Annotated in this window: 25 protein-coding genes; 15 read left to right on the forward strand and 10 right to left on the reverse strand. The window is 47.2% G+C overall.

Features of this window, described 5'->3' with window-relative positions:
* Positions 1-93: 93 nt before the first annotated feature.
* Positions 94-447 (reverse strand): gliding motility protein GldC, encoded by a 354-nt coding sequence (gene gldC / locus B5M13_RS22340; protein ID WP_080057776.1) that lies wholly within the window; start codon positions 445-447, stop codon positions 94-96.
* 104 nt (positions 448-551) lie between these two features.
* On the opposite strand from gldC, the gene B5M13_RS33550 reads away from it, so the two are divergent.
* From B5M13_RS33550 to B5M13_RS22350, 3 genes are all read left to right on the forward strand, one after another.
* Positions 552-710 carry a hypothetical protein gene (locus B5M13_RS33550; protein WP_155297314.1) on the forward strand — a complete coding sequence of 53 codons (159 nt, stop codon included), beginning with the start codon at positions 552-554 and terminating at the stop codon, positions 708-710.
* A 60-nt stretch (positions 711-770) separates the two neighbouring features.
* On the forward strand, positions 771-1118 hold the full coding sequence (locus B5M13_RS22345; protein WP_080057777.1) for an ArsC family reductase: 348 nt from the start codon (positions 771-773) through the stop codon (positions 1116-1118).
* Between the two features lie 75 nt (positions 1119-1193).
* Entirely contained in the window at positions 1194-1595 is a 402-nt protein-coding gene (locus tag B5M13_RS22350) for a group III truncated hemoglobin (RefSeq protein ID WP_080057778.1), read from the forward strand.
* A 69-nt stretch (positions 1596-1664) separates the two neighbouring features.
* On the opposite strand, the gene B5M13_RS22355 is transcribed toward B5M13_RS22350, so the two are convergent.
* Positions 1665-2432, reverse strand: coding sequence for a DUF4197 domain-containing protein (locus tag B5M13_RS22355; protein ID WP_080057779.1), 768 nt, complete (start codon positions 2430-2432; stop codon positions 1665-1667).
* Between the two features lie 205 nt (positions 2433-2637).
* Here B5M13_RS22355 and B5M13_RS22360 point away from each other — a divergent pair, with 205 nt between their 5' ends.
* The 3 genes from B5M13_RS22360 (at position 2638) to B5M13_RS22370 (ending at position 6089) form a co-directional block, all read left to right on the forward strand.
* Positions 2638-3888 (forward strand): competence/damage-inducible protein A, encoded by a 1251-nt coding sequence (locus B5M13_RS22360; RefSeq protein ID WP_080057780.1) that lies wholly within the window; start codon positions 2638-2640, stop codon positions 3886-3888.
* Positions 3889-3983: 95 nt separating this feature from the next.
* Positions 3984-5450 (forward strand): dihydrolipoamide acetyltransferase family protein, encoded by a 1467-nt coding sequence (locus B5M13_RS22365; RefSeq protein WP_080057781.1) that lies wholly within the window; start codon positions 3984-3986, stop codon positions 5448-5450.
* A 111-nt stretch (positions 5451-5561) separates the two neighbouring features.
* Positions 5562-6089 (forward strand): 5' nucleotidase, NT5C type, encoded by a 528-nt coding sequence (locus tag B5M13_RS22370; RefSeq protein WP_080057782.1) that lies wholly within the window; start codon positions 5562-5564, stop codon positions 6087-6089.
* Between the two features lie 87 nt (positions 6090-6176).
* Here B5M13_RS22370 and B5M13_RS22375 read toward each other — a convergent pair whose 3' ends face one another.
* From B5M13_RS22375 to B5M13_RS22385, 3 genes are all read right to left on the reverse strand, one after another.
* Positions 6177-6989 carry an acyl-CoA desaturase gene (locus B5M13_RS22375; protein WP_080057783.1) on the reverse strand — a complete coding sequence of 271 codons (813 nt, stop codon included), beginning with the start codon at positions 6987-6989 and terminating at the stop codon, positions 6177-6179.
* Positions 6990-7142: 153 nt separating this feature from the next.
* On the reverse strand, positions 7143-7802 hold the full coding sequence (locus tag B5M13_RS22380) for a DUF4159 domain-containing protein (protein ID WP_080057784.1): 660 nt from the start codon (positions 7800-7802) through the stop codon (positions 7143-7145).
* Positions 7799-8506, reverse strand: coding sequence for an RsmE family RNA methyltransferase (locus B5M13_RS22385; RefSeq protein WP_080057785.1), 708 nt, complete (start codon positions 8504-8506; stop codon positions 7799-7801). Before B5M13_RS22385 ends, B5M13_RS22380 begins: the two co-directional genes overlap by 4 nt.
* Positions 8507-8665: 159 nt before the next feature.
* Between B5M13_RS22385 and mtaB the strand changes: the two genes are divergently transcribed.
* Positions 8666-9994, forward strand: coding sequence for a tRNA (N(6)-L-threonylcarbamoyladenosine(37)-C(2))-methylthiotransferase MtaB (mtaB, locus tag B5M13_RS22390; RefSeq protein ID WP_080057786.1), 1329 nt, complete (start codon positions 8666-8668; stop codon positions 9992-9994).
* 132 nt (positions 9995-10126) lie between these two features.
* Positions 10127-10489, forward strand: coding sequence for a DUF1304 domain-containing protein (locus B5M13_RS22395; RefSeq protein ID WP_080057787.1), 363 nt, complete (start codon positions 10127-10129; stop codon positions 10487-10489).
* Positions 10490-10867: 378 nt separating this feature from the next.
* On the opposite strand, the gene B5M13_RS22400 is transcribed toward B5M13_RS22395, so the two are convergent.
* The 3 genes from B5M13_RS22400 to B5M13_RS22410 all read right to left on the reverse strand — a co-directional run bounded on the left by B5M13_RS22400 (position 10868) and on the right by B5M13_RS22410 (position 14152).
* Entirely contained in the window at positions 10868-12202 is a 1335-nt protein-coding gene (locus tag B5M13_RS22400) for an ammonium transporter (protein WP_080057788.1), read from the reverse strand.
* A 64-nt stretch (positions 12203-12266) separates the two neighbouring features.
* Positions 12267-13442: an outer membrane beta-barrel protein gene (locus tag B5M13_RS22405; protein ID WP_080057789.1), complete on the reverse strand. Its 1176-nt coding sequence runs from the start codon at positions 13440-13442 to the stop codon at positions 12267-12269.
* A gap of 359 nt (positions 13443-13801) precedes the next feature.
* Positions 13802-14152: a 4Fe-4S dicluster domain-containing protein gene (locus B5M13_RS22410; RefSeq protein ID WP_080057790.1), complete on the reverse strand. Its 351-nt coding sequence runs from the start codon at positions 14150-14152 to the stop codon at positions 13802-13804.
* A gap of 134 nt (positions 14153-14286) precedes the next feature.
* Here B5M13_RS22410 and B5M13_RS22415 point away from each other — a divergent pair, with 134 nt between their 5' ends.
* Entirely contained in the window at positions 14287-15306 is a 1020-nt protein-coding gene (locus B5M13_RS22415) for an acyl-CoA reductase (protein WP_080057791.1), read from the forward strand.
* A gap of 66 nt (positions 15307-15372) precedes the next feature.
* Here B5M13_RS22415 and B5M13_RS22420 read toward each other — a convergent pair whose 3' ends face one another.
* Both B5M13_RS22420 and B5M13_RS22425 read right to left on the reverse strand, forming a co-directional pair.
* Positions 15373-17085, reverse strand: a complete 1713-nt coding sequence (locus tag B5M13_RS22420) for a hypothetical protein (RefSeq protein ID WP_080057792.1) — start codon at positions 17083-17085, stop codon at positions 15373-15375.
* A 106-nt stretch (positions 17086-17191) separates the two neighbouring features.
* Positions 17192-17656 carry a T9SS type A sorting domain-containing protein gene (locus tag B5M13_RS22425; protein WP_080057793.1) on the reverse strand — a complete coding sequence of 155 codons (465 nt, stop codon included), beginning with the start codon at positions 17654-17656 and terminating at the stop codon, positions 17192-17194.
* A gap of 204 nt (positions 17657-17860) precedes the next feature.
* Here B5M13_RS22425 and B5M13_RS22430 point away from each other — a divergent pair, with 204 nt between their 5' ends.
* The 6 genes from B5M13_RS22430 (at position 17861) to B5M13_RS22455 (ending at position 25543) form a co-directional block, all read left to right on the forward strand.
* Complete coding sequence (locus B5M13_RS22430; RefSeq protein WP_080057794.1) at positions 17861-18454, forward strand: RNA polymerase sigma factor; 594 nt, start codon at positions 17861-17863, stop codon at positions 18452-18454.
* Positions 18451-19170 (forward strand): hypothetical protein, encoded by a 720-nt coding sequence (locus tag B5M13_RS22435; RefSeq protein ID WP_080057795.1) that lies wholly within the window; start codon positions 18451-18453, stop codon positions 19168-19170. The genes B5M13_RS22430 and B5M13_RS22435 overlap by 4 nt, the downstream gene beginning before the upstream one ends.
* Before the next feature lie 32 nt (positions 19171-19202).
* Complete coding sequence (locus tag B5M13_RS22440; RefSeq protein WP_080057796.1) at positions 19203-20621, forward strand: S8/S53 family peptidase; 1419 nt, start codon at positions 19203-19205, stop codon at positions 20619-20621.
* Between the two features lie 114 nt (positions 20622-20735).
* Positions 20736-23498: a CHAT domain-containing protein gene (locus tag B5M13_RS22445; protein ID WP_080057797.1), complete on the forward strand. Its 2763-nt coding sequence runs from the start codon at positions 20736-20738 to the stop codon at positions 23496-23498.
* Between the two features lie 272 nt (positions 23499-23770).
* A complete protein-coding gene (locus tag B5M13_RS22450) occupies positions 23771-24622 on the forward strand; it encodes a fumarylacetoacetate hydrolase family protein (protein WP_080057798.1) in 852 nt (283 codons plus the stop codon).
* 93 nt (positions 24623-24715) lie between these two features.
* A complete protein-coding gene (locus B5M13_RS22455) occupies positions 24716-25543 on the forward strand; it encodes an amidohydrolase family protein (protein WP_080057799.1) in 828 nt (275 codons plus the stop codon).
* Positions 25544-25642 lie beyond the last annotated feature (99 nt).

Here is a 25642-nt window from a genome sequence, read left to right on the forward strand (position 1 = left end):
ATAGAATGCCCAAATCTAAATTTGCTTACTTGCTCAAGAAAATAGGATTAAACAGACCTTAGCAAATTAACGGCCAATGTGTTGACTTCGTGCCTACTGCTGTTGATTTTGCTGCTGTTTAATTTCCTCCTCAAGCCGTTTGCTGAGAACCCGGCAGGTTTTCTCAATGTCATTCGCCATCTGCTGATCACCCGTTGCATTTATAGCTGTGTCGGCAATACCACTCATGATTTCGATCAGGAAACGCTTCATATCAATTACCTCCATATCCTTTGTCCAGAGGTCAATTTTGAGCGTACTGTTGTGGTAGTGATCCCAAAGGGCAATAGCAATAGCCCGTGTATCGCTGAGCCCTTCATTCGGGTTATCGGTAGCATCCCAGTAGATTTTTTCAGGGACGTTTTCCTTATCGAGTTCAACCGAAAAATTAATATCTGATTTTTTCATAAGTACAAATTTAGGGAGTACAGCTGGAAACCCACACACCCACAGGCCATTCTTGAAACACCTGCCTTCAACAACCGTTTGATCCGCTGGTATTCAACCAAATCATGGATCTACTCAGTGGACAGTCGTATTGGCTTTACAAGAATGGGGTATTAAGGGCTTACCATACCACTCTGTTTAGCATTCTGGCAGTCGAAATCATCACCGATTTGATGCAGGGAAAGAAAAATCCAGATGCCAACATTTTCCAGCTCGACCAATAACTTTGGAGCTTTATTCATCAAACGTTGCAGTCGTCCGTTCGTTCGATTTGCACTACACGCATGTATACCCTTTACGCCATCCCAAATTGTGACACAGTGAAAAAAGCTCGTACCTGGCTCGCTAATTACGGTATCGACTACCAATTTCACGACTATAAAAAGCAAGGCATCGATCGAACCACAATCGAGCGCTGGCTTCAGCAAAAGCCCTGGGAAGAGCTGGTAAACCGATCGGGCTTAACCTGGAAAAAACTCACCGACGCCGAAAAGCCCACCAACGCCGAAGAAGCGACCGCTTTGATGCTCGATAAAACATCAGTGATTCGTCGTCCCCTGATCGAGTCTGATGGGGAAATTGTTGCGTTGGGCTTCAACGAAGAGCAGTACCAGGAAACGTTTTCGGCCTGATTAACGGTTGTATTTTCAACCGGATTTACAAGTTCTGATTCATCCTGTAAATCCGGTTGAAAACCAATTCGTATTATGTCCAGGAAAACGCTGGATTCGCCGGAAGCCATTAAGTTTCTGGTCGATTCCTTTTATCAGAAAGTACAGGTTGATCCGCTGATCGGCCCTGTTTTTACCGATGTGGCCCAGGTAGACTGGTCGAAGCATTTGCCTAAGATGTACGCCTTCTGGGAGTCGATCATCCTGGGAAACAATGCCTATGATGGACACCCATTCCGACCTCATCTAATTGTCAATCAACAGCATACACTTACCATCGACCACTTCGAACGATGGTTGCAGCTATTTTCGGCAACCTTAGCCGAAAACTTCACTGGCGAAACCGCCGAACAGGTTCGTCAGAGAGCTACCCAGATTGCGTTGGTCTGGGCCAATAAACTGGAGTACATCAACAATGACTCGTATATGGAGCAGTAACGTGAGTGGAAACCCACGATTTATAAAATCCTAGTTTTAATAGCGATAAAACGCGGGTTTCCACCCACATTACTGCTTCGAAAATACTTTTTTCAATAAGTCCGTTACCCGTGCAGCCGGGTTCTCGCGTATCTTCTTTTCTTCCTGAGCAACCAGAATAAATAGCCCATCAACAGCTTTATTCGTGGCATATTCGGTCAGGTTCGGATTTACCTTCTGCACAAGCGGTATCTTGTTATAAATATTCGCCAGGTCGGTATAATATTTGGTTGCGTTGTTTTTCCGTAACGTACTGTCGACAATAGGCGTAAACTCCGTTACGAGTTGTTGTCCCGATGTCCGGCGAAGGTACTGGGTAGCGGCATCATCATTACCCCGCAAAATCCCAACAGCATCCTGAATACTCATCGATGTGATGGCCTTTACAAACACAGGAGCCGCTTTTTTGGCCGCATCCTCGGCAGCCCGGTTCATCGATAGCTCAAATTGATCAACCTGCTTGTTAAAGCCCAACTGGCGCAGTCTTGTTGCTACATTTTGTGCTTCCGGCGGGAACGCAATTTTCAACAATGGGTTTTTAAAATAGCCATCCAGTTTCGAAGCCTGATTCGATCCATTGGTAACCCCAATCCGTAACGCTTCTTTTAACCCGGACGCAATATCGGTACTCGTCAGCCCGCCCGATGTTGTGGGGGCAGTTTCGGTTACGGCTTTCAGGATTTTACCAAAAATGCCGCTCCCGGAGGATTGCTGCTGGCGGGTCGAATCTTGAGCAAAGCTTGGTTGACTGAGCGCGAAGGCAAGCAGGGCGGCCGTAAAAATGGTTTTATTCATCATTGCATTTATCAGGTTGCTATTTCGTAACGAACAATGGCGCTAAATCGTTTTTTCGTACTTTTGACAGCAATGAATGCATAATGTATAATGAAGAATGAAAAATATTTTTCAACATCCTGATAGTCAGTAAATATTTTTTCCATTCACACCCCCGAATGCTGGCTCCAAGTCATTATTCATTATCCATTACTCATTATTCATTTCTATGACCAACACCATCCGTGCCGAAGTAATTACTATTGGCGACGAAATATTGTTCGGGCAAATTATCGATACGAATACCGCCTGGATTGGCACCGAACTTACCAACATTGGGATTCGAACCGTTCGTAAATCGTCGGTAGGCGATCAGGCCGACGTTATCCTGCAGGTGCTGCACGAAGCCCATCAACGGGCTGATGTCATCATCATTACGGGTGGCCTGGGCCCAACCAAAGACGACATTACCAAGAAAACGCTTTGCACCTATTTTGGCGTCGACATGGTCAGAAATCCCGATGCACTGGCCTTGGTAACCAGCTTTTTTGCCAAGCGAGGCCGGGAAATGACCGACTTAAACCGTGCCCAGGCCGACCTGCCCGCCAATGCCGTTTATATCCAGAACGATTGGGGAACCGCTCCAGGCATGTGGTTTGAACATGAAGGACGGGTGTATGTATCGCTTCCGGGGGTTCCCTTCGAGATGAAGCACCTCATGACGAACCGGATTTTGCCAAAGCTGACCACCCATTTCCAGACCCCGATCATCAAACACAAAATGATTCGGACGGTAGGTATTGGCGAATCGTTTCTGGCGGAACGGATCGAAGCCTGGGAAGACGCCCTACCCGACCATATCAAACTCGCTTACCTACCCAGCTTTGGTGGGGTAAAACTTCGGTTAACAGCAACCGGCGACAATGAGAACGTACTTGATCAGGAATTGGCCGATCAGGTAGAAAAGGTAATGCCTCTTATTAGCAAGCACGTATTTGGCTTCGACAATGACGAACTCGAAGACGTGGTTGGGCGATTACTGAAAGAAAAAAACCTTACACTGGGCATTGCTGAAAGTTGCACAGGTGGTTATGTATCATCACAGATTACCAAAGTGCCAGGGTCGTCGGCTTATTTCTGGGGAAGTATTGTAAGTTATAGCAACGCTGTAAAAGTAGCCTCCCTGGGGGTAAAACCCGAAACGCTGGAACTCTTTGGCGCGGTAAGTGAGGAAACGGTACGCCAAATGGCCGAAGGTGTCCGAACCGCACTCGGCACAAACGTAGGAATTGCCACCAGCGGAATTGCAGGGCCCGACGGAGGTACACCCGATAAACCCGTTGGAACGATCTGGATTGCCTGTGCGACGGACACCCGTACGGTTACGCGGCTGCTCAAACTAGGCCAGTACCGCGACCAGAACATCCAGCTTACCAGCACCTATTTGCTCAACATGCTGCGGGAAGAAATTATGAACTAGTATGTAGGATTGAGGAGCGGGGAGCGAGAATGGTTGGTAAACGATGCGTCAGCCCTTTTAACTCCTCGCTCCCCGCTCCTCGCTCTTTAACGAATATGGCGCTCATCGACATGATTATGCCCAAAATGGGCGAAAGTATAATGGAATGTACGGTTATTACCTGGTTGAAACAACCGGGCGACCGTATCGAAGCCGACGAGTCAGTACTGGAAGTGGCGACCGATAAAGTTGACACGGAAGTACCAGCTCCGTTTGCGGGCGTTTTGAAAGAACTGTTGGTAAAAGACGGTGATGTAGTTGCGATTGGGGCGCCCATCGCCCGTATTGAAGTCGCAAAGGAATCTGCGGAACAAGCTACCACACCCAGCAACGACCAACCCGACGACGCCTATGAAACGCCCAAAGGGATTGGCGATGTTGCCAATCCTGAATTGGCAACATCGCAGCCCGAAGCCGAAAGCCACGATGTTACCGAAGTAGCTCGTGAACTGGAAGCCAGCATTTCGGCCATGAGTAGCCGTCCGGCTGTACCAGAAACAGGAACAACGTCATCCAAACATGTTCTGCCCAATGATGGTCCTGTTTTCGCCAACCGCTTTTATTCTCCACTGGTCCTGAATATTGCCAAGGAAGAATCCGTTTCACGCGATGAACTGGATCGCATTCCGGGCTCTGGTGCCGACAATCGGCTGACCAAAAAGGACATTCTGGCTTATGTAATTGACCGGGCAGAAGGGAAAGTACATGGGGCATGGAATACGGAGCAAAGGGGTAAAGACCTCGGAAAGTTTGCCGCTACAGGCTCCACGCCCCCAGCACCCAGCGTCCAGCCTACTGCACCGCGCTCACTAAATGGACAAACCGACATCATCCAGATGGATCGGATGCGGAAAATGATTGCCCAGCGCATGGTGGAGTCGAAGCAGATTTCGCCCCACGTCAGTTCGTTTGTAGAGGCCGATATGACCCCTGTTGTCGAATGGCGAACGAAAGTCAAAGACCAGTTCAAACAGCAGACTGGCGAAAACCTGACCTATACACCTCTATTGGTTGAAGCCGTTGTTAAAGCCATCAAAGACTTCCCGATGATCAATATTTCGGTAGAAGGCGATACGATTCTGGTCAAAAAACAGGTCAATATTGGTATGGCAGTGGCTTTGCCCAACGGTAATCTGATTGTCCCCGTTATCCATAATGCTGACCAGTATAATCTGGTAGGGTTGACAAAAAAGGTGAATGATCTGACCAAACGGGCCCGTGAGAATAAATTAACAGCCGACGATTTGGCGGGTGGCACCTACACCATCTCCAATATCGGTACGTTTGGCAACCTCATGGGCACACCGATCATTGTACAGCCCCAGGTTGCGATTATGGCCTTTGGTGCCATTGTCAAAAAACCGGCAGTCATCGAAACGCCACAGGGCGATTTTATTGGTATTCGTCAATTAATGTTCCTTTCCCACTCGTATGACCACCGCGTTGTCGATGGCTCATTAGGCGGTCAATTTGTCCGGCGCGTCGCCGATTATCTTGAACAATTTAAACCGGGATTTAGCTGATTTCAGGATTAATCTGATTTTGTAGAAGCGTTTCAAGGAAGCGAAAAGCGAAATTAGATTAATCTAAAACCCCTTCAATCCTGGCCGCGTCGGCGGTCCGATCAGACAATTATGAAACAACGCATTGCCATCGACATGGATGATGTCATGGCCGACACACACGCTAAATTCGTCAAACTCTATCTGGAGGGCGAAATGCCCCTCTACACCCTCGATGAATTGAAAGAAAAGTCCTTTCACGAGCTGTTCGACGAACATGAATACCTTGCTTTGTCGCAACGGGTGTACGAACCTGGCTTCTTTGCTGACATTGAGGTGATGGAAGGGGCACAGGAAGTCATTGCCGAGCTGATGCAGAAATATGATGTTTTTGTGGCATCGGCCGCTCAGGAATTCCCTAACTCACTTCGCGAAAAATGGGACTGGCTGCAACGGCACTTTCCGGCCATTACCTGGCATAACTATATTTTTCTAGGCGATAAAAGTGTCCTAAATACAGACTATCTGATCGACGATTTACCCCGAAACCTCCGCACGTTTCAGGGAGAGGGCTTTCTTTTCGATGCACTTCATAACCGTGAAGACACTCAGTTTCGGCGGGTTAAATCATGGCATGACATCGCTAAAGCGCTTTTGTAGTTACTTGTTCTTCTAAATAAAACGAAAAAGCCCTGAACATTCAGGGCTTTTTCGTTGCCTTCTCGGGCTATGTACGTCCATTTTAATCTAGCTTTCCACTTCCTCCTGAACATCAACCCGACGGTCATGGCCTACTTCCTGCTGTGCCTTCTTAGCCTCTGCCGACGGACGCAACCGAACGATGTGCAGTTTATGCAGAATACCGATGAGGGGATAGGTTGGATCGAATTCAAACCATTTGGCGCCAAAATTAGCGGCATTAGGCCGTTTGTGGTGGTTGTTTTGGAACAGCTCACCCATCATAACCACATCCAACACCAGCGAATTTTTCGATTGATCATGGTTGTCGAAGTTCGAATAGCCGTACTTATGACCACTCCAGTTGATGATAGCTCCATGTACAGGCCCCATTACAAAATGGACTGGCAACAGGAAGAAAAACGCCCAGTGCATATCCAGATAAATGAAGGCAAAAATGTAAAATACGCTGTAGAGCACCCCCCAGCCGATACGCGACACCCACGAATCACCCAGTTTTTCAATAAAATTCCATTCGGGGTAATTACGGTCGAACTGACGCTCAACAGCATATTTACGGTGCAGAACGGCGTTATAAATATCTTTGGTTTTCCACATCATGGTGAAGATGTTCTTAGTATGATGCGGAGAATGAGGATCTTTTTCTGTATCACTGAACGCGTGGTGCATTCGATGCAGGACAGCATAAGCCCGTGGGCTCAAGTACGATGACCCCTGCGAGATATACGTCAGCGTGTAAAAAAACCGCTCCCAGAATTTGCTCATTGAGAACATTTTATGGGCAGAATAGCGGTGTAAAAAAAATGTTTGGCAGAACAGGGACAAATACCAGTGCCCAATGAACGCGGCCAGTACAATCACAAGCTTTACTAAATTAAAGGGTGAAACTACAAGTCACTAAAAATAGTAATACAAAACTAACGAATTTCCATTGGATTAGCCCTAGCTTCCTCAAATAATTTAAGTCTGGACCACATCTATTTATCCTATGAAAGCCAGAGACCTATAGCCTCTTTAGTTTGTTGTCGTTGCATATTGCAGCAGATTGGCTCCCATTCGCAATGCCTGCTGACGAACGGTTTCGGGGTCATTATATACGCTCTGATCTTCCCAACCATTGCCTAAATCGCACTCGTAGCTGTAAAAACAAACCAGCCGTCCTTGGTAAATCAATCCAAAACCTTGGGGTGCCTTGCCATCATGCTCATGCACTTTAGGTAGTCCATTCGGGAATTTAAACTTTTGCTGATAGACAGGGTGGTTGAATGGCAGTTCGATAAAATTCAGTTCAGGAAATACTTTTTTCATTTCCCGGCGGATAAACTTATCCAGTCCATAGTTGTCGTCGATATGCAAAAAGCCGCCCGACATCAGATACCGACGCAGATTCTGCACTTCGGCATCATTGAACGTAACGTTTCCGTGACCCGTCATGTGGACAAACGGATACCCAAAAATATCGGGGCTTCCGGCTTCTACGATGTCTTCTTCCGGGAAGATGTTCATACGCAGATTAGCATTGGCAAACTTGATCAGGTTCGGCAACGAGGTTTTATTGGCATACCAGTCGCCCCCACCCCCATATTTTAACTTGGCAATTTTGTAGGCGTATTGCGCCTGCACAACAAAAGATGTCGACAGCAGAATGGTGAAAACAAGCAGTAGCTTTCTCATGTATTTACAAAATTCAATAGCTGACAGGCTGTAAGGGCGGCCGTTTCGGTTCGGAGTCGATTCGCCCCTAGCGTTACCATCCGAAAACCAGCCGAAGCCGCCTGTTGCAATTCGATTTCCGAAAAATCGCCTTCGGGTCCAATCAGCACGGCATATCGACGGTTTGCTACGGCCACTTTTGCTAAGTTAATCACTGGTTCATTAGCAGACGAATTCACGCCAGGTAAATGTGCAATAAACCGCTCTGCTTCGTCGATTGTTTTGGTCAGTTCACCAAAGGTAACGGCCTCATCCAGACGGGGTAAAAACGACTGCAATGACTGTTTCATAGCTGCAATCGCAATCTTCTCCAGCCGCTCCAGTTTGAGCACCCGACGCTCGGAATGCTGCCCATAAAAGAAGCTGATCCGCTCAATCCCAACCTCGACGGCTTTTTCCACAAACCATTCGATACGGTCCAGATTTTTGGTTGGCGCCACACAGATTCGGACCGAAAACGGTCTTCCCGGTGTCGTCTCAGTCTCGGTTATCTGAAACCCACAACGCCGAACATCGGCCTGAGTTATAACGGCAGTGTATCGATTTCCGTGTCCATCCGTAACAGCAATAATCTCGCCAACCCCTAAACGCAATGTTTTGACCGCATGGCGCGAATCGTCTTCACTCAAATAAGAAACCGGATCCGGTTGATAAAATAAGTGCATATGTATTCTATGAATGAGACTGTTGCCAAATTAGAAAGGAACTGACCCAAAACTAACGGCAAAAACCATAGCCTCTTACGACAGGCGGGTACTGCTAATAAAAGCCAACGGAACCCAGCCCGTCGTTTTTTTGTAATTTTGCAAGATAGATCATCTGCTGTGAAAAAAGTCGCTTTTTATACACTCGGTTGTAAACTAAATTTTTCCGAAACGTCTACGCTTGCCCGGCTGATGGAGCAGCATGGATACGAACGCGTAGAATTCAATGAGCAACCCGACATCTTCATCATCAACACCTGCTCCGTGACCGACAATGCCGACAAAAAATGCCGGAAAATCGTCCGCGAAGCTCAGAAGATAAACCCCGATGGCTATGTAGCTATCTTGGGCTGCTATGCCCAACTGAAGCCACAGGAGATTTCCGAAATTCCGGGTGTCGATGCGGTATTGGGTGCATCGGAGAAATTCCGGCTGCACGAGCTGATGCCAACGTTTGTAAAAGTTCCCACTGGCCAACCTGCGCAGGTTTTCAACTCTCCCATCGAAGAAGCCATCGAATACCATGCTTCCTACTCCCTCAACGACCGAACCCGAACGTTCCTGAAAGTACAGGACGGCTGCGATTATCCCTGTGCCTACTGCACCATTCCGCTGGCACGGGGCAAGAGCCGTTCGGATACCGTTGCCAACGTCGTAAAAGCAGCCCAGGAAATTGCGGGGAGAGGTGTAAAGGAGATTGTACTGACCGGGGTAAATATCGGTGACTTTGGTCTGATCAATGGCCAGCGGCAGGAAACATTTTTCGATCTGGTACGAGCCTTGGACGACGTAGAAGGCATCGAACGGTTCCGTATATCCAGCATCGAGCCAAATTTACTGACCGACGAAATCATTGCCTTTGTAGCACAGTCGAAACGATTCGTTCCGCATTTTCATATACCCTTACAGTCAGGTAGTAACCGGGTGTTAGGCCTGATGCGTCGTCGATACAAACGCGAACTGTATGCCGATCGGGTCCAGAAAATCAAAGAATTGATGCCGCATGCCTGCATTGGTGTGGATGTGATTGTAGGCCATCCTGGCGAAACAGATACTGAATTCAAGGAGACCTATCTGTTTCTAAACGAATTGTCGATTTCGTATCTGCACGTATTTACGTATTCGGAGCGGCCCAATACGACGGCTTTAGGTATTAAACCGATTGTGCCCAATCATGTACGGGCCGAGCGGTCTAAAATGTTACATATTCTATCAGACAAAAAACGTCGTTCCTTTTACGACGCTCAGGTTGGCCAAACAGCCACTGTATTGTTTGAAGAAGATGTTCAGGAAGGCCTGATGCAGGGATTTACCGAAAACTACGTCCGGGTTGTGGCCAAATACGACCCTTTACTCATCAATGAAACGCTCCCTGTGCGCTTGACGGCCGTTAACAGCGATGGCTTGATGGAAGTCGAAGAGCCTGAAGTGGTTTTAGAGAAGCATTGAATTAGTCATCAACCGCAAAGGCGCGAAGACGCAAAGTATTTCACAATAGTGTATTTCTTTGCGTCTTCGCGCCTTTGCGGTTAATTAAACTATTGAGATTAAGTCAATAAGTTTTACTCTCTCATTTATTCTATGTCCCTACTTACCAAAATTCTGATCGGCCTTGTTGCCCTGGAACACATCTATATACTTTGGCTGGAAATGTTTGCCTGGACTACCCGTGGCCGTAAAACGTTCCGATCGCTTCCGGCTGAGTTGTTTGAACCTACCAAATCACTGGCGGCCAATCAGGGACTATATAATGGTTTTCTGGCGGCAGGATTGATCTGGTCGCTCTTGATTCAGGACCCAGCCTGGTGCGTAAACGTCGCTATTTTTTTCCTGGGTTGCGTCATTGTAGCGGGTGTGTTTGGGGCTTTAACAGCACAAAAATCTATCTTCTGGGTTCAGGCGATGCCCGCCATTATCGCCTTACTGGTTTTGCTGCTGACCTAAATCCGTTCGGGTTGATCGGGTGCTGCCTAGAATAGTCAGATACTGTAATGTGTTACAAGATGGTGTTTAACAACCCTAGTCCATATAAGCGTTTGAAACTAGGCCTAAACAACTTATTTCCCTTCATAATTTAGCAAGACAAAACCATTGTTGGCCCAAGTAGTAATGTTCTAATAGGGCTTCTATGCCTAACTATTCTTACATATGCATAAAACAGGAAACCGCCCCCAAGTGGGAGCGGCTCCATGAGTACAACAAAACCACAGATAAAACTGCCAGACATTATGGCTAGACAGGGTGCCTGTGGCTCAGTTGATGTATAATATGCTCAGTATGATGTAGGTCATGCGTATTCAATAACCTACATCATACATTCGTTTAGGCTTCGATGAGGAATTCATCGTGCTGGCTAATATCCAAACCAGACTTCTCGTCTTCTTCGGTAACACGCAGTGGCAGGATCAGATCGGTCACTTTCAGCAGTACGAACGACATACCGAATGCGAAAACAGATACACCGATCAGAGCAATCATGTGCTCGATAAACAGACCGGTTTCACCGAAAGCCAGACCTTCAACCGTTACAGCCGAGTTAACACCTTTGCTGGCGAAAATACCCGTCATCACCATACCAACCATACCACCTACACCGTGGCAAGGGAATACGTCAAGTGTATCGTCCAGAGTTGATTTCGAACGCAGGTGAGCAATGTAGTTTGAGATAATAGCGGCTATCGCACCGATAAAAATAGCTGTCGGAACTGTAACAAAACCAGCGGCTGGCGTAATAGCAACCAGACCAACTACCGCACCGATACAGAAACCCAGCGCCGATACTTTTTTACCTTTTGCAGCATCGAACAGCACCCAGCCCAGGCCAGCAGCTGCCGCAGCCGTGTTCGTTGTTGCGAAAGCCGAAGCAGCCAATGGAGAAGCAGCTACTGCCGAACCAGCGTTAAAACCGAACCAGCCAAACCACAGTAAACCAGTACCTAACAATACAAAAGGAATATTGGCTGGTGGAAAATAGCTCGCTTCTACGTGCGACTTACGACGCTTCAGGTACAGCGCCCCCGCCAGAGCAGCCCAACCAGCCGACATGTGAACAACCGTTCCACCTGCAAAATCGAGTACGCCACGCTTAAACAGGATACCATCAGGATGCCAGGTCATGTGGGCCAGTGGAGCATATACAAATATGCTGAACAGAATCATGAACAGAACATACGAGCGGAAATTGATACGTTCGGCCATCGAGCCCGTAACCAGAGCTGGGGTAATTACAGCAAACTTCAGTTGGAAGAAAGCGAATACGACCAGTGGAATCGAAGCTGCCAGCGACCAGGGCTTACCATCCAGCACACCCTTGAACATGAAGTGATCCATTGGGTTGCCAATAAATCCACCAATGTCAGAGCCAAAGGCCAGACTAAAACCAACAATAACCCACAATACGCTGATCACACCCATGGCAATAAAGCTTTGCAGCATGGTTGAGATCACGTTTTTGTTGTTCACCATACCACCATAGAAGTACGCCAGACCAGGGGTCATCAGCAGAACAAGGGCTGTAGCAACCAGCATCCAGGCCGTATCGCCTGAGTTGATGCCTTCAGTCACAATCTGCGTTGGTACGCCGTTAAAGCCTGGTATTATACCCAGAACGGCAAATACTAACAGCAAAACCAGAGGAATGTAATTGGGCTTTTGCATAATAATTGAGGTTTTTTGTTGTACTGGTTAATTTAAAACTAGGTTAAGAAAACGGGGATACGAACTAGAATTTAAAGATGGCAGCCATACCCAGTGTAGTCTGAGAGGTTGTCAACGAGCCATCATTTTTCTCAAACTTGTTGGCCGAATAGCTGTCGATACGCAATTCAGGCTTCAACAATACATGACCATCACCAGTCGTGATATTTCCTGTAATGGTGATGGAATTTACGCTGGCGCCATTTCCGGCAGCATCCGTCAGGGCACGGGCACCTCCCTTGTTGTCAAACGTTTCGTAACGAGCACCTAAGCCAAATTTATCGGTGAAGGCATAGTTCGTATAAACAGCAACCCCACCCCAGTTCTTCGTCGTAACAGGACCACCCACACCCTGATAATCGCCCTTCTGCGAACCAGCAGCCGCATTCAGACCCAGAAAGAATTTGGACGTTATCTGATAGGTTGTTGTCAGATCGAAGAGTTGGTACATGGCATTATCTGCACTGACAGCTACTGTACCATTGGGATTCGTTACATCTTTCGACGCTTCATTCGACACAATCGCGTTCAGGTACACGTTCCAGCCCGAAACCGGGGAGAAGAAGAATTGACCGATAAGCCCTTTCTTTTTGTTGTTGTCAACCAGGTTGTCAACGTTGTTAACCAAACCCAGCATCAACGAAGCCCGATCGCTGAACGCATATTGCGCTTTCAGACCGATGTGATAGAAGGGACCGTTGTTGAAGAGGTTCGAGAGCGAGTAGTTGTAGTTAACCGGCGCATCGATCACCTCATAACCAATGTGCGTTCCAAACTGACCCGCTGTAAACGACAACTTGTCGGATGCTTTCAACGTAATGTAAGCTTGCTTAATCGCCAGAGCCGTCGAACCAGGGGTGCCCAGCAGGCCAACGTTGTTGCCATAGTTCCCCAGATCGCCGAACGTTCCGAAGGTAAGGTCCATCACCGCGTCTACATGCGCCGATGAGTAAGCCGCTTTGGCCTGAACTAATCCGATTCCAAATTGCCCAGCCTTCTGGTCAAAAGCACGCGCATTTCCAACCCCACTACCGTTTAAACCCAAATTCGACTGACTCTTTGGATTATTAAAATTACCAAAGTAATAGGTGTCCAGATAGCCCGAGAAGGTGAATTTTCCGGGGGCGGCAGCGGTTGTATCCTGCGCCTGAACTCCATAACCCAAAAACAAAGAACTGATAAGTAAAATTGCTTTTTTCATACTATAAATTTGGTTGTGTAGAGTAGGTACTGCGGTCTTATTTCGAAGCAAATTTTGTTACATAATTTATTCTACGCAAGTAATAGTGCAAAAAAATTAAGCTGTTTTGTGTTTTTTAGCCAATATTATTTAAAATATACTACTTATTCTATCCTTAATACTGAAAATACGCTAAAAATATCATCTGTCAACATATTTGGTTTATTAATTCATTTGCCAAATATTATTTTTCTTAAATTATAGCATTTTGGGGTTATCTTTCTGGCCGTAGGCGGTTGCTTTGTTCGGGCTAAACACAGAAAGGCCCTCTCATCGAGATGAGAGGGCCTTTCTAAAAAAAATTAAAATCTCAGCTTACTCTATGCTTCGGCATGAAGCCATGCTTTTTTGGCCAGCAGTGTCTCTTCGTCCTCCTCGTGGTCGGGATCAGGTACACAGCAGTCAACCGGGCAAACGGCAGCGCATTGTGGCTCTTCATGAAAGCCCATACATTCCGTGCATTTATCGGCTACAATGTAATAGAATTCGTCAGAAACAGGTGCTTGTGGATCTTTGCCGCCCACAACTGTACCATCACCAAAATCGACTTCGGTCAGTTCGGTTCCTCCACCCCAAGTCCATTCAACGCCACCTTCGTAGATCGCTGTGTTGGGGCATTCAGGTTCGCAGGCACCACAATTGATGCACTCGTCGGTGATCATGATTGCCATGAGCAGTACTTATTTATAGATCGTAAATTTTTGTCTCTGTAAATTGAACAACAAATATAACTATTTAAAGGTTGGCCGCAAACTAAAATTTCATTACATTAGTTGATGGTGTATTCCATTTGTTTATTTCTTACATGCTTCACTCTGAACGCCTGCAAACGTTCGTGGCTTTGGGCGAGTTTCTGCGCTCGGCCAACGCTCAGCCCGAATTGGACGAAATTGCCCAACGAGCCTACCATAAAAATAACTGGTTCACGCCCATTAACTCACAAAAAGCGTTACGAGCCATTGCCGATCAATTTCTGACTACCGATAAACTTACTGCCTGGGCTAACCAGTATGGTATCGAGCCAGAAACACCTAAAACAGTTGGGGTTGTTATGGCAGGAAATATTCCGGCAGTCGGCTTTCATGACCTGCTCTGTGTGCTCATGAGCGGGCACAAATTATTAGCCAAACTCAGCACCCAGGATTTTGTACTTATTCATTATTTAATACAAAAATTAAAGGAGATCAATCCAGCTATTTCCGACTGGGTCGAAGAGGCTGAACGGCTCAATGCGGCAGATGCCTACATTGCTACAGGCAGCAACAATACCTCCCGCTACTTTGACTATTACTTCGCCAAAAAGCCCCATATTATTCGTAAAAACCGCACATCAGTGGGTCTGCTAATGGGTGAAGAGTCTGAGGAAGAATTTACAAAACTAGGCCACGACATTTCGGACTACTACGGGCTGGGTTGCCGTAACGTATCGACATTGCTGGTGCCCGAAGGCTACGATTTTATCCCTCTCCTGCGGACACTGGAGCCTCAGGCTAAGAACTATTTAGATAACCACAAGTACCAGAACAATTACGATTATAATAAGTCGGTTTACCTGATCAACGCCATTCCTCATCTGGATAATGGCTATCTATTGGTCACTCAAAACGATGGTCTGGTATCGCCCATTTCGGTCGTTTACTACCAAACCTATCAAACGCAGGCCGATGTAGACGCCTGGATTCATACCCATACTGCAAAAATTCAGGTGGTAGCTTCTGCGCAGGGGTGGCGAACGGGTAGCATTCCATTTGGCCAAACTCAATGTCCATCCCTCACCGACTATGCCGACGGTATCGACACAATGGCCTTTCTATCAACGTTATAAGACGTAGAGGGAAAAGATAGAAAGAGAATTTATACTACTCCTTCTTCTGTCTTTTCCCTCTACGTCTTAATACCGCCAGCTTGTCAGATCTGCCCCCGCCGGATGGCTAGCCTCAATACGTTTCAGTATTTTATCCACATACATCGTATTGTAGCGTAACCGACTGATGTAATTGGGATGCGTTGGATCGCCATTCCAGCAATGCTCCGCCCGATCACCATAAGCAACTTCGCTATAGGCGGATGGATTTTTCACGCTTTTCAAAAAATCCTCCATCAGGTAAACAGCGTTGTTGAGGTAGTAGTTGTCCATATCGCCACAGTATATATGGATTTTTCCGGTAACCTTAGGCCCCAGTGTTTTCCAGTCGCGCTTCAGGATATGCAATAGGTCGTAATGCTCGCGCCAGTAAGCGGCTACAGTCTGATCGATTTCGCCCGTCATTTTGTTCCAGATTCGTTTCGGATACCCATCAGCCCCTACCGGCGAAAACACGGCTTCCCAGATATCGAACTGATCGCCCGAGCGTGTGTGTGTCCCGGTGACCAACTCACGGTGGTTAGTTTCTTCCATGGTCCATTGCACTTGCCCAAGATAATTTCGCTGACCAGGACGAGGGGTCCGTCGAAAGGTACCTTCCTGATAATACGCGTTTTTCTCCTTGTACAGATTAAAAACTGTATATGCATCGAAACTGATCGGGTCAGGACAGGCGGCAAAGCAGCCGTTAAACTCATCGGGATAGAATACCTGTGCCGCCAATGCTTCCCAGCCTCCTGTGCTTCCGCCATACGTAAACCGCGCCCATCCCTGACCAATGCCTCGGAATCGCTTTTCTATTTCGGGCAACAGTTCGTACATAATGGCATCACCATATGGGCCAAGGTTTTCGGAATTTACGGCATACGAATCGTCGTAGTATTGATTGGCATGCTGGATTTCAATGATCAGCATCCGGGGAAAATCTTTACTTGTCCACTTTTTGTAAAAATCATAGGCTTCCTGCGCTACAATTTTTTTGTATCCATAGATATGGAAACGCTCTGCGTAATCAGTTGTGTCCATATTGGCAGGCGGGGGTGTTGCACTAAAGCCTGCAAAGTCAGAAGGAAAATGGCCGTGAAAAATACAAAGCGGATAGTGGGCTTCAGGGTGTTCATCAAACCCGGCAGGCAGCAAAACGTGCGCGCCCAGATACATAGGCCGCCCCCAGAACTCAGTTAGTCGTTTACTCTGAATCTTAATGTGCTTGATAAATTTGGTATCTTTTGGTTCAGGCAGTGCCGGATTAGCTTGATCCATCACAATAGCCACAGCTTGTTTAGCTCCTGGCTTGAGGCTGATTTTCTGCGATTTGCTGAATAAGTTACCCGGAGCGACCCGCCAGTTTTGCCCTTCTCCCCGATCCATGGGCAACTTGACCACATGGCCATCTTTCCGGGTAAAGGTTTCGTATTTATGGAGTACCGCCTGCACATAATAATCGCCCGGAGGCAGGTCTTTCAGACTCGGTTTTGGATAGCCAAACACGCTGGCATCAATCGTTGCGGCCTGACCGGGTTTCAAGCTATTGACATCGATACCAAACAGTTGCGCTGTAGCCACCCCATCGCTGACTTGAAATCGTGGCTCGGTCTTATCTGTTTTTGCCAGAATAAGCAATACGCGTCCATCAAGTGGTTGCTGGCCCTGCGAAGCGGCAAACGAAACCGAAAACGTTATCTGGGCCTGAGTGATCGTGGTCAATAAACAAATAAAAAGCAGTAGTGAGTATCTCATGTTGATGTTCAGGTTGATTATCAGCCGATAAGATACTAATTTATGTAACTTCTCTTACTATCCTCTCTCATGTCAGGCCAGCAGAACTGGCCTGACATGATGTTTGCTAATTATCGACTATTAGCTTTTTACTAACCGATGAAACAGGTATTTGCTGATCAGACTTATCAATCAGCGTGATATGGCTTGCCACAGGGGGTTCAATCATGAATGTACGCAGTAGTCGTTCTCTATTTTTACTCAACTCGACCGTGTATATTCCCGCTGGCACCGACGATAAATCGAAAGCGCGACGAAAGCGGCCATCTGATTCAAATTCATCGTAATACACTTTGCCTTTCTCATCCCGAATAACAACCCGAACGGAGCCTCCTTTTGGATTATTGACGTTAACTCGAATCGTGGACGGCTCGTTGTTTACAGGGTAAATAACAGCCTGCAACTGAGTCGGAGAGTCCAGTAGCGCTGGCTGTCCATTAAACGTTTGCGCATGCAGGGCCTGGGCAGAAAGCAGAAAACAAAATAGCTGGCAAAATTTGCTGAAGCGAGAGTAAACGCGGCTCGTTTTCATGGTAGACTATGGATTAAAGTTGCTGGAATCATTGAGCTTCGTACCCAATGAGAAATACGATAAGATGCAGATGACAGCGGAAAGCGATTACTTGAGCTGCATCTGACCAGTTAGTCGTACGACCGAGCGACTTTGGAAACAAAGCCAGCACTTTTTTTTAAAACTTCTTTTTTCTTGTACCTTAGGCCGATCAACTTCATACCGATGAGCCTCTTTTCCAGACATTTAGCCGATGCCGAGATTATCGAAGGCCTGCTTGCGGGTGGGGTTACGCGGCTGACTGCAGAGAACCGGCTTTATGGAAAATACCTCTTCCTAATTCGGGATGGAGTTCGAAAACATCAGCTTTCGGACGACGATTGTGCTACCATATATGCTGATACCATTCTGGCAGCGATTGAGCAGATCAGCAGTGGGCGTTTTGAGGGCCGTTCCGAACTCAGGACCTACCTCTATCAGATTTTTACGAACAAATGCGTTGACTTTATTCGAAAAAAAACGACTAATCGGCAAAGCGTTCATCAGGCGATTTCGCTCGATGATTCGCTCATGCAACTGCCCGACTCAGCCCGATCGGTTGTTCAGAAACTTATCGATCAAAGTGATTGGGAGCGTCTGCTTCAGCAACTACGTAGTTTGGGAGAGAAATGCTATCAGATGTTACTGGCCTGGGGAGAAGGCTATTCAGATGAAGAAATTGCGCAACAGATGAGCTATCATACGGCTTCTGTCGCCAAAACCAGCCGACTGCGATGCCTGGAACGCTTACGAGATGCTTATAATCAGATAAAAAAATGAACGATCTGGAAACCATAGAAAACTACTTTGCGGGTCGGTTACCGGATAGCGAAAAAACACGATTTGAGCAGCAGATCGTTAGTGATCCTGAATTGGCGCAAGCAGTTGCCTTTTATATACAGGCTAAACAGGTTGCCCGAACGGAAGCCTTGATGCAACGCAAGGCCGACTGGGAAGCCATTCGCCGGCAACCTAAACGCACCATCAATCCTACCTGGGTACCTTTCGCTTATGCTACTGCGGCTTCCATTCTGTTAATCTTAGGATTTTTCCTGTTTCGTCCCCAGCCATCGGCGCAGCAACTTGCCGACCGCTACATTCAGGCGCATCTCAGCATCCTCCCCGTTACGATGAACAGTCGGCCCGACAGTCTGCAACGTGCTCATCAAGCCTATAACGACAGGCGCTTTGCCCAAGCGGATGCCATTATAACCGCCCTGCAACGACGCGATACCAGCAGCGCAGAGCTACTAAAAATTGCCGGGCTTGTTTCCCTCCAGCAAGGAAATTACGACCAAGCCATTAACCAATTCCATCGGCTGAGCCAGCAGGCAAATCTGAGAGCAAACCCCGGTTTATTTTATGAAGCTCTGGCCCGCCTGAAGCGAAATCGACCGGATGATAAAAACATCGCTTTCCAATTGCTAAATATGGTGATAAACAAGAGCTTAGAAGGCAAGAAGGCAGCTCTGGAATTGGTTGAGGTCTTGGATTAGCATCCTTCGTAAACAGATAACCATTCACTGCTATGACCCGTACCTTTCGCTTGTCGCTCTGGGGCGCTATTGTCTTTACAGTAGCCAGTTTACTAGGGGGTTGCTTCAACTTGACGGGAGACCGTTTCTCTTCCGTAAGCCTCACAAATGCTGACTTTGAGGCAATGCGAGCTGTTGTCAATTACAACTCCTTGAATATTACGGTCAGCCATCCCATAGCCGCAAGCGCCATCCAGCAGGCTTTTCATAACCAGTTTTCCCAACTCCCACCTGACTCCATAAAAGTCCGCTCCTGCCCTTGTGATACAACCTTAGTGAATATCACGCTTCCCGCTAGTTGGACGATTGAAGGACAAGGAGGCAACCTCGCAGCTCGCCCACCTGATGGAGCAACAGAAGGTACTGTAGCTTTACCCGGCATTAATTTATCGGGTGTCAATTATCCTATTTCAACATACGACGACGACCAAACCGGCAGCGGTTCAGATGAAACTATTGAGAAAAATCTGGCGAATACGATCAATTTAATGAATAAGCAGCCAGATAGGAGTATTAAAATAGCCGTATTTGATTCGGGTCTGAATCCCGGTTACCTACCTAAAGGCCTATCTACTCATTTAACCAGCCAATGCCAAAATGGACATTCCAATACAGGCCTCGTTGCAGAAAATAGCCAATCAGGCTGGAATTTTGTTGCAGATGGCGCACTCCCAACCAATACGCTGGACAGTGGCAACATCCATCATGGTTCACGAGTCGCTAACCTGTTAGCCAAACAATTTAATGGTAGCCTAATAGCTCCACACATTATACCCATGCGGGTGCTGGATAAAAACCGTATAGGTGATTTATTTGGGCTGATGTGTGCGATGGAAACGGCTCGCTTAAATGGGGTTAACGTATTTAACATGAGTCTGGGTTACTATGGGGCTGAGGATGCTTTGTTGAAACGTTATTTTACCCGAGCCGTTGACAACAACATCTGGATTGTAGTAGCGGCTGGCAACGCCAGACCATATGAGCCACTGACGATGAACCGTGACTTAGCGACGATGGATACCACCTTTTATCCGGCTGCTTTCAGTCTGCAATCTGGTTTCGATAAACTGCTGGTGGCAACCACAGTACTTACACCAGGGGGCAAAGTTGTGGCTTCTGCCCGACAAAACTACGGACAGGCTATCGTATTGGGAGTTTGGGCCGATATAGACTGGATGAATACAGGAGAAGGTCGTTTACGGTTAGCTACCCCTGCCGAAACGAAGGCTGGCACTGATTTATTTATTTTCGGAACCTCTTATGCAACTCCCATCATAACAGGAAGGCTAGCCAGGTCTTTAGCCGAAAACCCTGGGGCTATAGCTAGTTCGGCCGATTTACTTCAGCTTATGAATAAAGGGAACAGTGGTGATCAGGTAAGAGGTAATCGATTTTTCCGATCCACTCCATAGCTATACCGATTACTATATAAACAGGAATTTACCGCCTTTTCAAGCTGAAGGAACTAGTAGCACTACCGAGTAGCGAGAACGAATCCAGTACCTCAACAAAAGAGTGTCGCTGTTATGAAACCAGCCTGTCTGCTTATCGTTGTTACTCTGGCCGGGCTATTGCCCAATGCCGTTGCTCAATGTCCTGACCGGGAAGCGGTATACGAGCAACTGCGATCCATTGAACAGCTCTCCGATAATACATCCATTATCAAAGCGGCCACTCAACTAGCGACTCAATGTGATCGCTGTAGAGCAACAAAGGATTCCGTTTACGCGAAACTGATGCATATTTTAGGCAGAAGTTATTGGCAAAGTGGTCAGTTGGATCAAGGTATTGCTTATACCCGAAAAGCTATTGCTATTAACAGTCTGCAAACTCCTCTTGCCCGTGAAGCTAATTTGGCCAACAGCTATAATAATCTTGGACAACAATTGGCCGAGAAGAATCAGTACTTAGCTGCTCATTCAGTCTTTGATCAAGCCATTCGCATTGCCAAGAAATATCCTGAAAAGTATTTCGTTGGTGCCATTGCTCTTGTAAAAAAAGCTGATTTATATTTTTTACAAGGCGATTATCAAAAAGCGAATGATATAGCTAAGGAAGGATTTGCACTAGCCAAACGGGCCAATGACATCAAAATGATGGTTCAAAATCTAGCTCAGCAGATGCAAGCCCTATTGGAAATGCATAGATATTCCGATGCAAAAAAAATTCTTAATGCCGCCCTACCTTTGACGCATTTATTAAATAATCCCAAAACTGAAGCATATATACTCACTCAGGAAGCTCTATTAAACACAGCTTTAGGCCATTATAAAGCAGTAATCGACACGTATCAGAAAGCGTTTGAGGCTAACAAAAAAGCCGATTTTAGGTATGGCTGCGCCCAAACGCTGACGAATCTTGGTTTTTTCTACCAACTCAAAATGGGAAATCAAGTGGAGGCAATTAGGCTTTATAAACAGGCACTTACTTACCTTGACGACCCTAACGACCAGGCCAGAGTGCTGGACAATCTCGGTACGATCTATCAACAGCAGAAACGTTATAACGAAGCCCTTACCTATTTCCAGAAGGCACTTTTAACGCTGTCTATCGGGTTTAGTGAAGCAAGTTTTTCGGCCAACCCTTCTGCGAATGTCATTCAGCGGATCGCAAAGAAGGAATATTTTTTGACCCTAGTTCAGGACAAAGCTGACACCTGGCTCGATTGGGGCAAAGAGACGAACAACAATCCAGCCCGGCTCAGTAATGCCCTGAAAACCTATACGCTGGCCGATACCATTATTGACTATATGCGCTGGGAGCATACCGGGCAACAGTCGAAACTATTCTGGCGTGACAAAACGCATCGGCTATATGAACAGGCCATTGAAACCTGTTTCCGGCTCAAGGATGCTGCTAGTGCTTATCGTTTTATTGAGAAGAGTCGGGCGGTGTTGCTCAACGATAAACTGAACGAACTGGGAGCCAATCGTCAGCTTTCGCCGAAGCAGGCTATCGAAGAAGAACGGCTTCAGAAACGGGTAAGCGACTGGCAAACCAAACTACTGACTGAAAAGCCGAACACATCTGCTTATACAAAGGCACTCGATAGTCTGCACACGGCTCAGGAACAACGGGAAGCGTTTGTTCACCAGCTCGAACAGACCAACCCCGTCTATTATCGATACAAGTACGACAATAGCGTACTGTCGCTCAGTCAGGTGCAGACGCAGCTAGCCAAACGAGACGCGTCGCTGGTCACGTATTTTGTAGGCGATAGTAGCCTGTATGCACTAGGAATTAGCCCAAGTGGAACAAAACTGATCAAGCTAGCGGCATCAGGCTATACTACCTTAGCCAATACGCTGCTCGCGCTGGATGCCAGTTCGGATGCTCAAAACCAGCAGTTTACCCGCTACCTGTCTGTTTCCAATCAGTTATACAACCAATTACTGTACCCCTTGGCTCTCAAGCCAGGCCGGGTCATTGTTTCGCCCGATGGCATGCTACTGCCATTCGAGGCTCTGAGCGTATCGGCTACTAAACCCGATTTTTTGGTCAATCGCTATGCCTTTAGCTATGCCTATTCCATCAATCGCCTATTTAAAGAATCAATTGCGACCAGCACTGGATGGGCTAACCGAACAGGTTCATTTCTGGGAATGGCGCCCGTCCGGTTTTCGACCCGATTAAATCAGCTTCCCCTGCCCGGCTCCAATATGGTACTGCAACGTATTGGGGATCAGTTTTCCTCGCCGACTTTATTAACCGGAAAGCTGGCCACACGCCAGGCTTTCAGGCAACAGGCCGATACGTATCAGGTAATCCAACTTTTTACCCATGCCGAAGCCGATACCCTAGGTCATGAACCTGCTTTATTCTTTTCGGATTCAGCCCTTCACCTATCTGAGTTATCAGGCAGTAGTTTATTGTCAACTGAGTTGATTGGTCTATCGGCCTGTAAAACGGGAATTGGCGCCAATCAACTCGGCGAAGGCGTATTTAGTCTGGCACGAGGATTTACTGCCCTGGGCGTTCCTAGTATCCTGACGACCCTTTGGAATGTGGAAAGTGAGGCCACCTACGATCTAACCGAACGGTTTTATACGAAGCTGGCTGAGGGATTACCCAAAGATTTTGCGCTTCAACAAGCCAAAATCGATTATCTGGCCAGCGTTGATTTATCGGGTCAGTTACCTAACCAATGGGCCGGTCTATTACTGATTGGTGATGCTGAACCCCTTAAAAAAAGCATGGCATTGGTAGCCTGGAGCGCAGGGCTAGGCATATTAGCACTAGGTGGTATCTGGTGGTTCAGCCGACGAAAACGGGCTACTTCAGACACATGAGCCCATTTCAGATTAATTTTCCGGGAGCTCCTATCCAGTTGCCAACAGCTGAGTCCGCAGACCAAAAGGCTGAAACCAGCCGTGAGAAATCGTTTCGATATCAGTCGCCCAACTCGAAATTCCATGACAGGATTTATGGGTTTCTTCTGGTATGTTGCGCGTCGGAACTTCTGGTTTGCGGGGTAGGATAGTAATGATCAACTTACCCGAATCCTGATAATTAAAAAGAATTCCAGGGCGTCTTTTATTAAAAAAAATCTGAATTTTACCGCATGAAACTTTTCCGCTTCGGCTTACCCGACCACGAACACCCTGGTGTTTTACTACCCACCGGCCAGCACATTGACGTCACCCATTTTGGCGAAGACTACGACGAATCATTTTTCGCCAGCAACGGCCCCGAACGACTCGCCCACTGGCTGACGGCCCATGCCCATACCTGTCCCGAAGTAACTCCTGACCGCTTCGGCCCTTGTGTGAAACGGCCTTCCAAAATCGTGTGCGTTGGCCTGAACTACGCCAAACATGCGGCAGAAACCAATGCACCCGTTCCGTCGGAGCCCATACTGTTTTTCAAGTCGACAACGGCGCTCAGTGGGCCAAACGATACCATCGTGATTCCAAAACGCTCCGAAAAAACGGACTGGGAAGTTGAATTGGCCATTATCATCGGCAAACGGGCCAGTTACGTTGAGCTGGACGACGCCTTCGATTACATTGCTGGCTATGCTGTTCACAATGACTACAGCGAACGGGCGTGGCAACTGGAGCGCAATGGGCAATGGGTGAAAGGCAAAAGCGCCGACACGTTTGCCCCACTGGGGCCTTACATGGTTACGAAACATGAAGTGCCTGAACCCAATAACCTTCCGCTGTGGCTGAACCTCAACGGCGAGCAACTTCAGAACTCGAATACCGACGACATGATTTTCAACGTGCCAACGTTGGTCAGCTATATTAGCCAGTTTATGACGTTGCTCCCTGGCGATGTGATCTCGACAGGTACGCCAGCTGGTGTCGGTATGGGCCTGAAACCCCAGCGTTTCCTGAAACCCGGCGATGTGGTTGAACTAGGGATCGAAGGGCTGGGATCGCAAAAGCAGGTAGCCGTAAGTTTTCAATGAATCATGTAGACTGGATAATGAGTAATGGTGAATGGAAAACTATCCCTCTAATGCTCATTATACATTGTCCATTATTCATTATCCATTCATTTTATGACCATTGATTCGCACCAGCATTTCTGGCATTTCGACCCCGTTCGTGACAGTTGGATTAACGACGCCATGGTCGTCATCCAGCGCGATTTTCTACCTGCCGATTTAGAACCTGTCCTCAAAGAAAACGGCATTGATGGCTGTGTAGCCGTGCAGGCATCGCAATCGGAAGAGGAAACGCTTTTTCTGGTTAGGATGGCCCAATCCTACGATATTGTGAAAGGGGTTGTTGGTTGGATCGATTTACAGTCAGATCGTTTAAACGAGCGCTTAATAGCTTTATCAGCTCATAGTCAGATCAAAGGGTATCGACACGTTGCCCAGGCAGAGCCCGACGACTTTCTGGCCCGGCCCCCTGTTATTGAAGGAATTCGTCAACTGGCTGAGTTTGGCCTGACGTACGATATTCTGATTTACCCCAGCCAGTTGAAAGCGGCACTGCAACTGGTACGCGCTGTACCGGAGGTCAACTTCGTCATTGACCACCTCGCCAAGCCCTACATTACGAAAAAGGAAATCAATCGGTGGTCCAATTATATGACCCAACTGGCCAGCCAGCCAAACGTCTCCTGCAAACTATCAGGTATGGTTACCGAAGCCGACTGGCAGAACTGGAGCAAGCAGGATTTCTTTCCCTATCTGGATGTGGTCTTCGAGCAATTCGGCCCCGACCGGCTCATGTTTGGCTCCGACTGGCCGGTCTGTCTGGTAGCCGCCAATTACACCCAGGTAAAGACCTTGGTCGAAGACTATGTAGCACCCTGGGGAGATGAAGTACGGGCGAAAGTTTTCGGCGCCAACGCCGTGTCATTTTATCGGTTGACTTAACGTATAACACAGAACCTGTTTAAACTTTTTCTTTTTGGGAAAGCAGGTTTTTTTTGCCTTCCGACGCAGGAAGGCAAAAAACCATTATGACTCGATTAG

The sequence above is a fragment of the Spirosoma aerolatum genome, assembly GCF_002056795.1.
Classification (GTDB): Bacteria; Bacteroidota; Bacteroidia; order Cytophagales; family Spirosomataceae; genus Spirosoma; species Spirosoma aerolatum.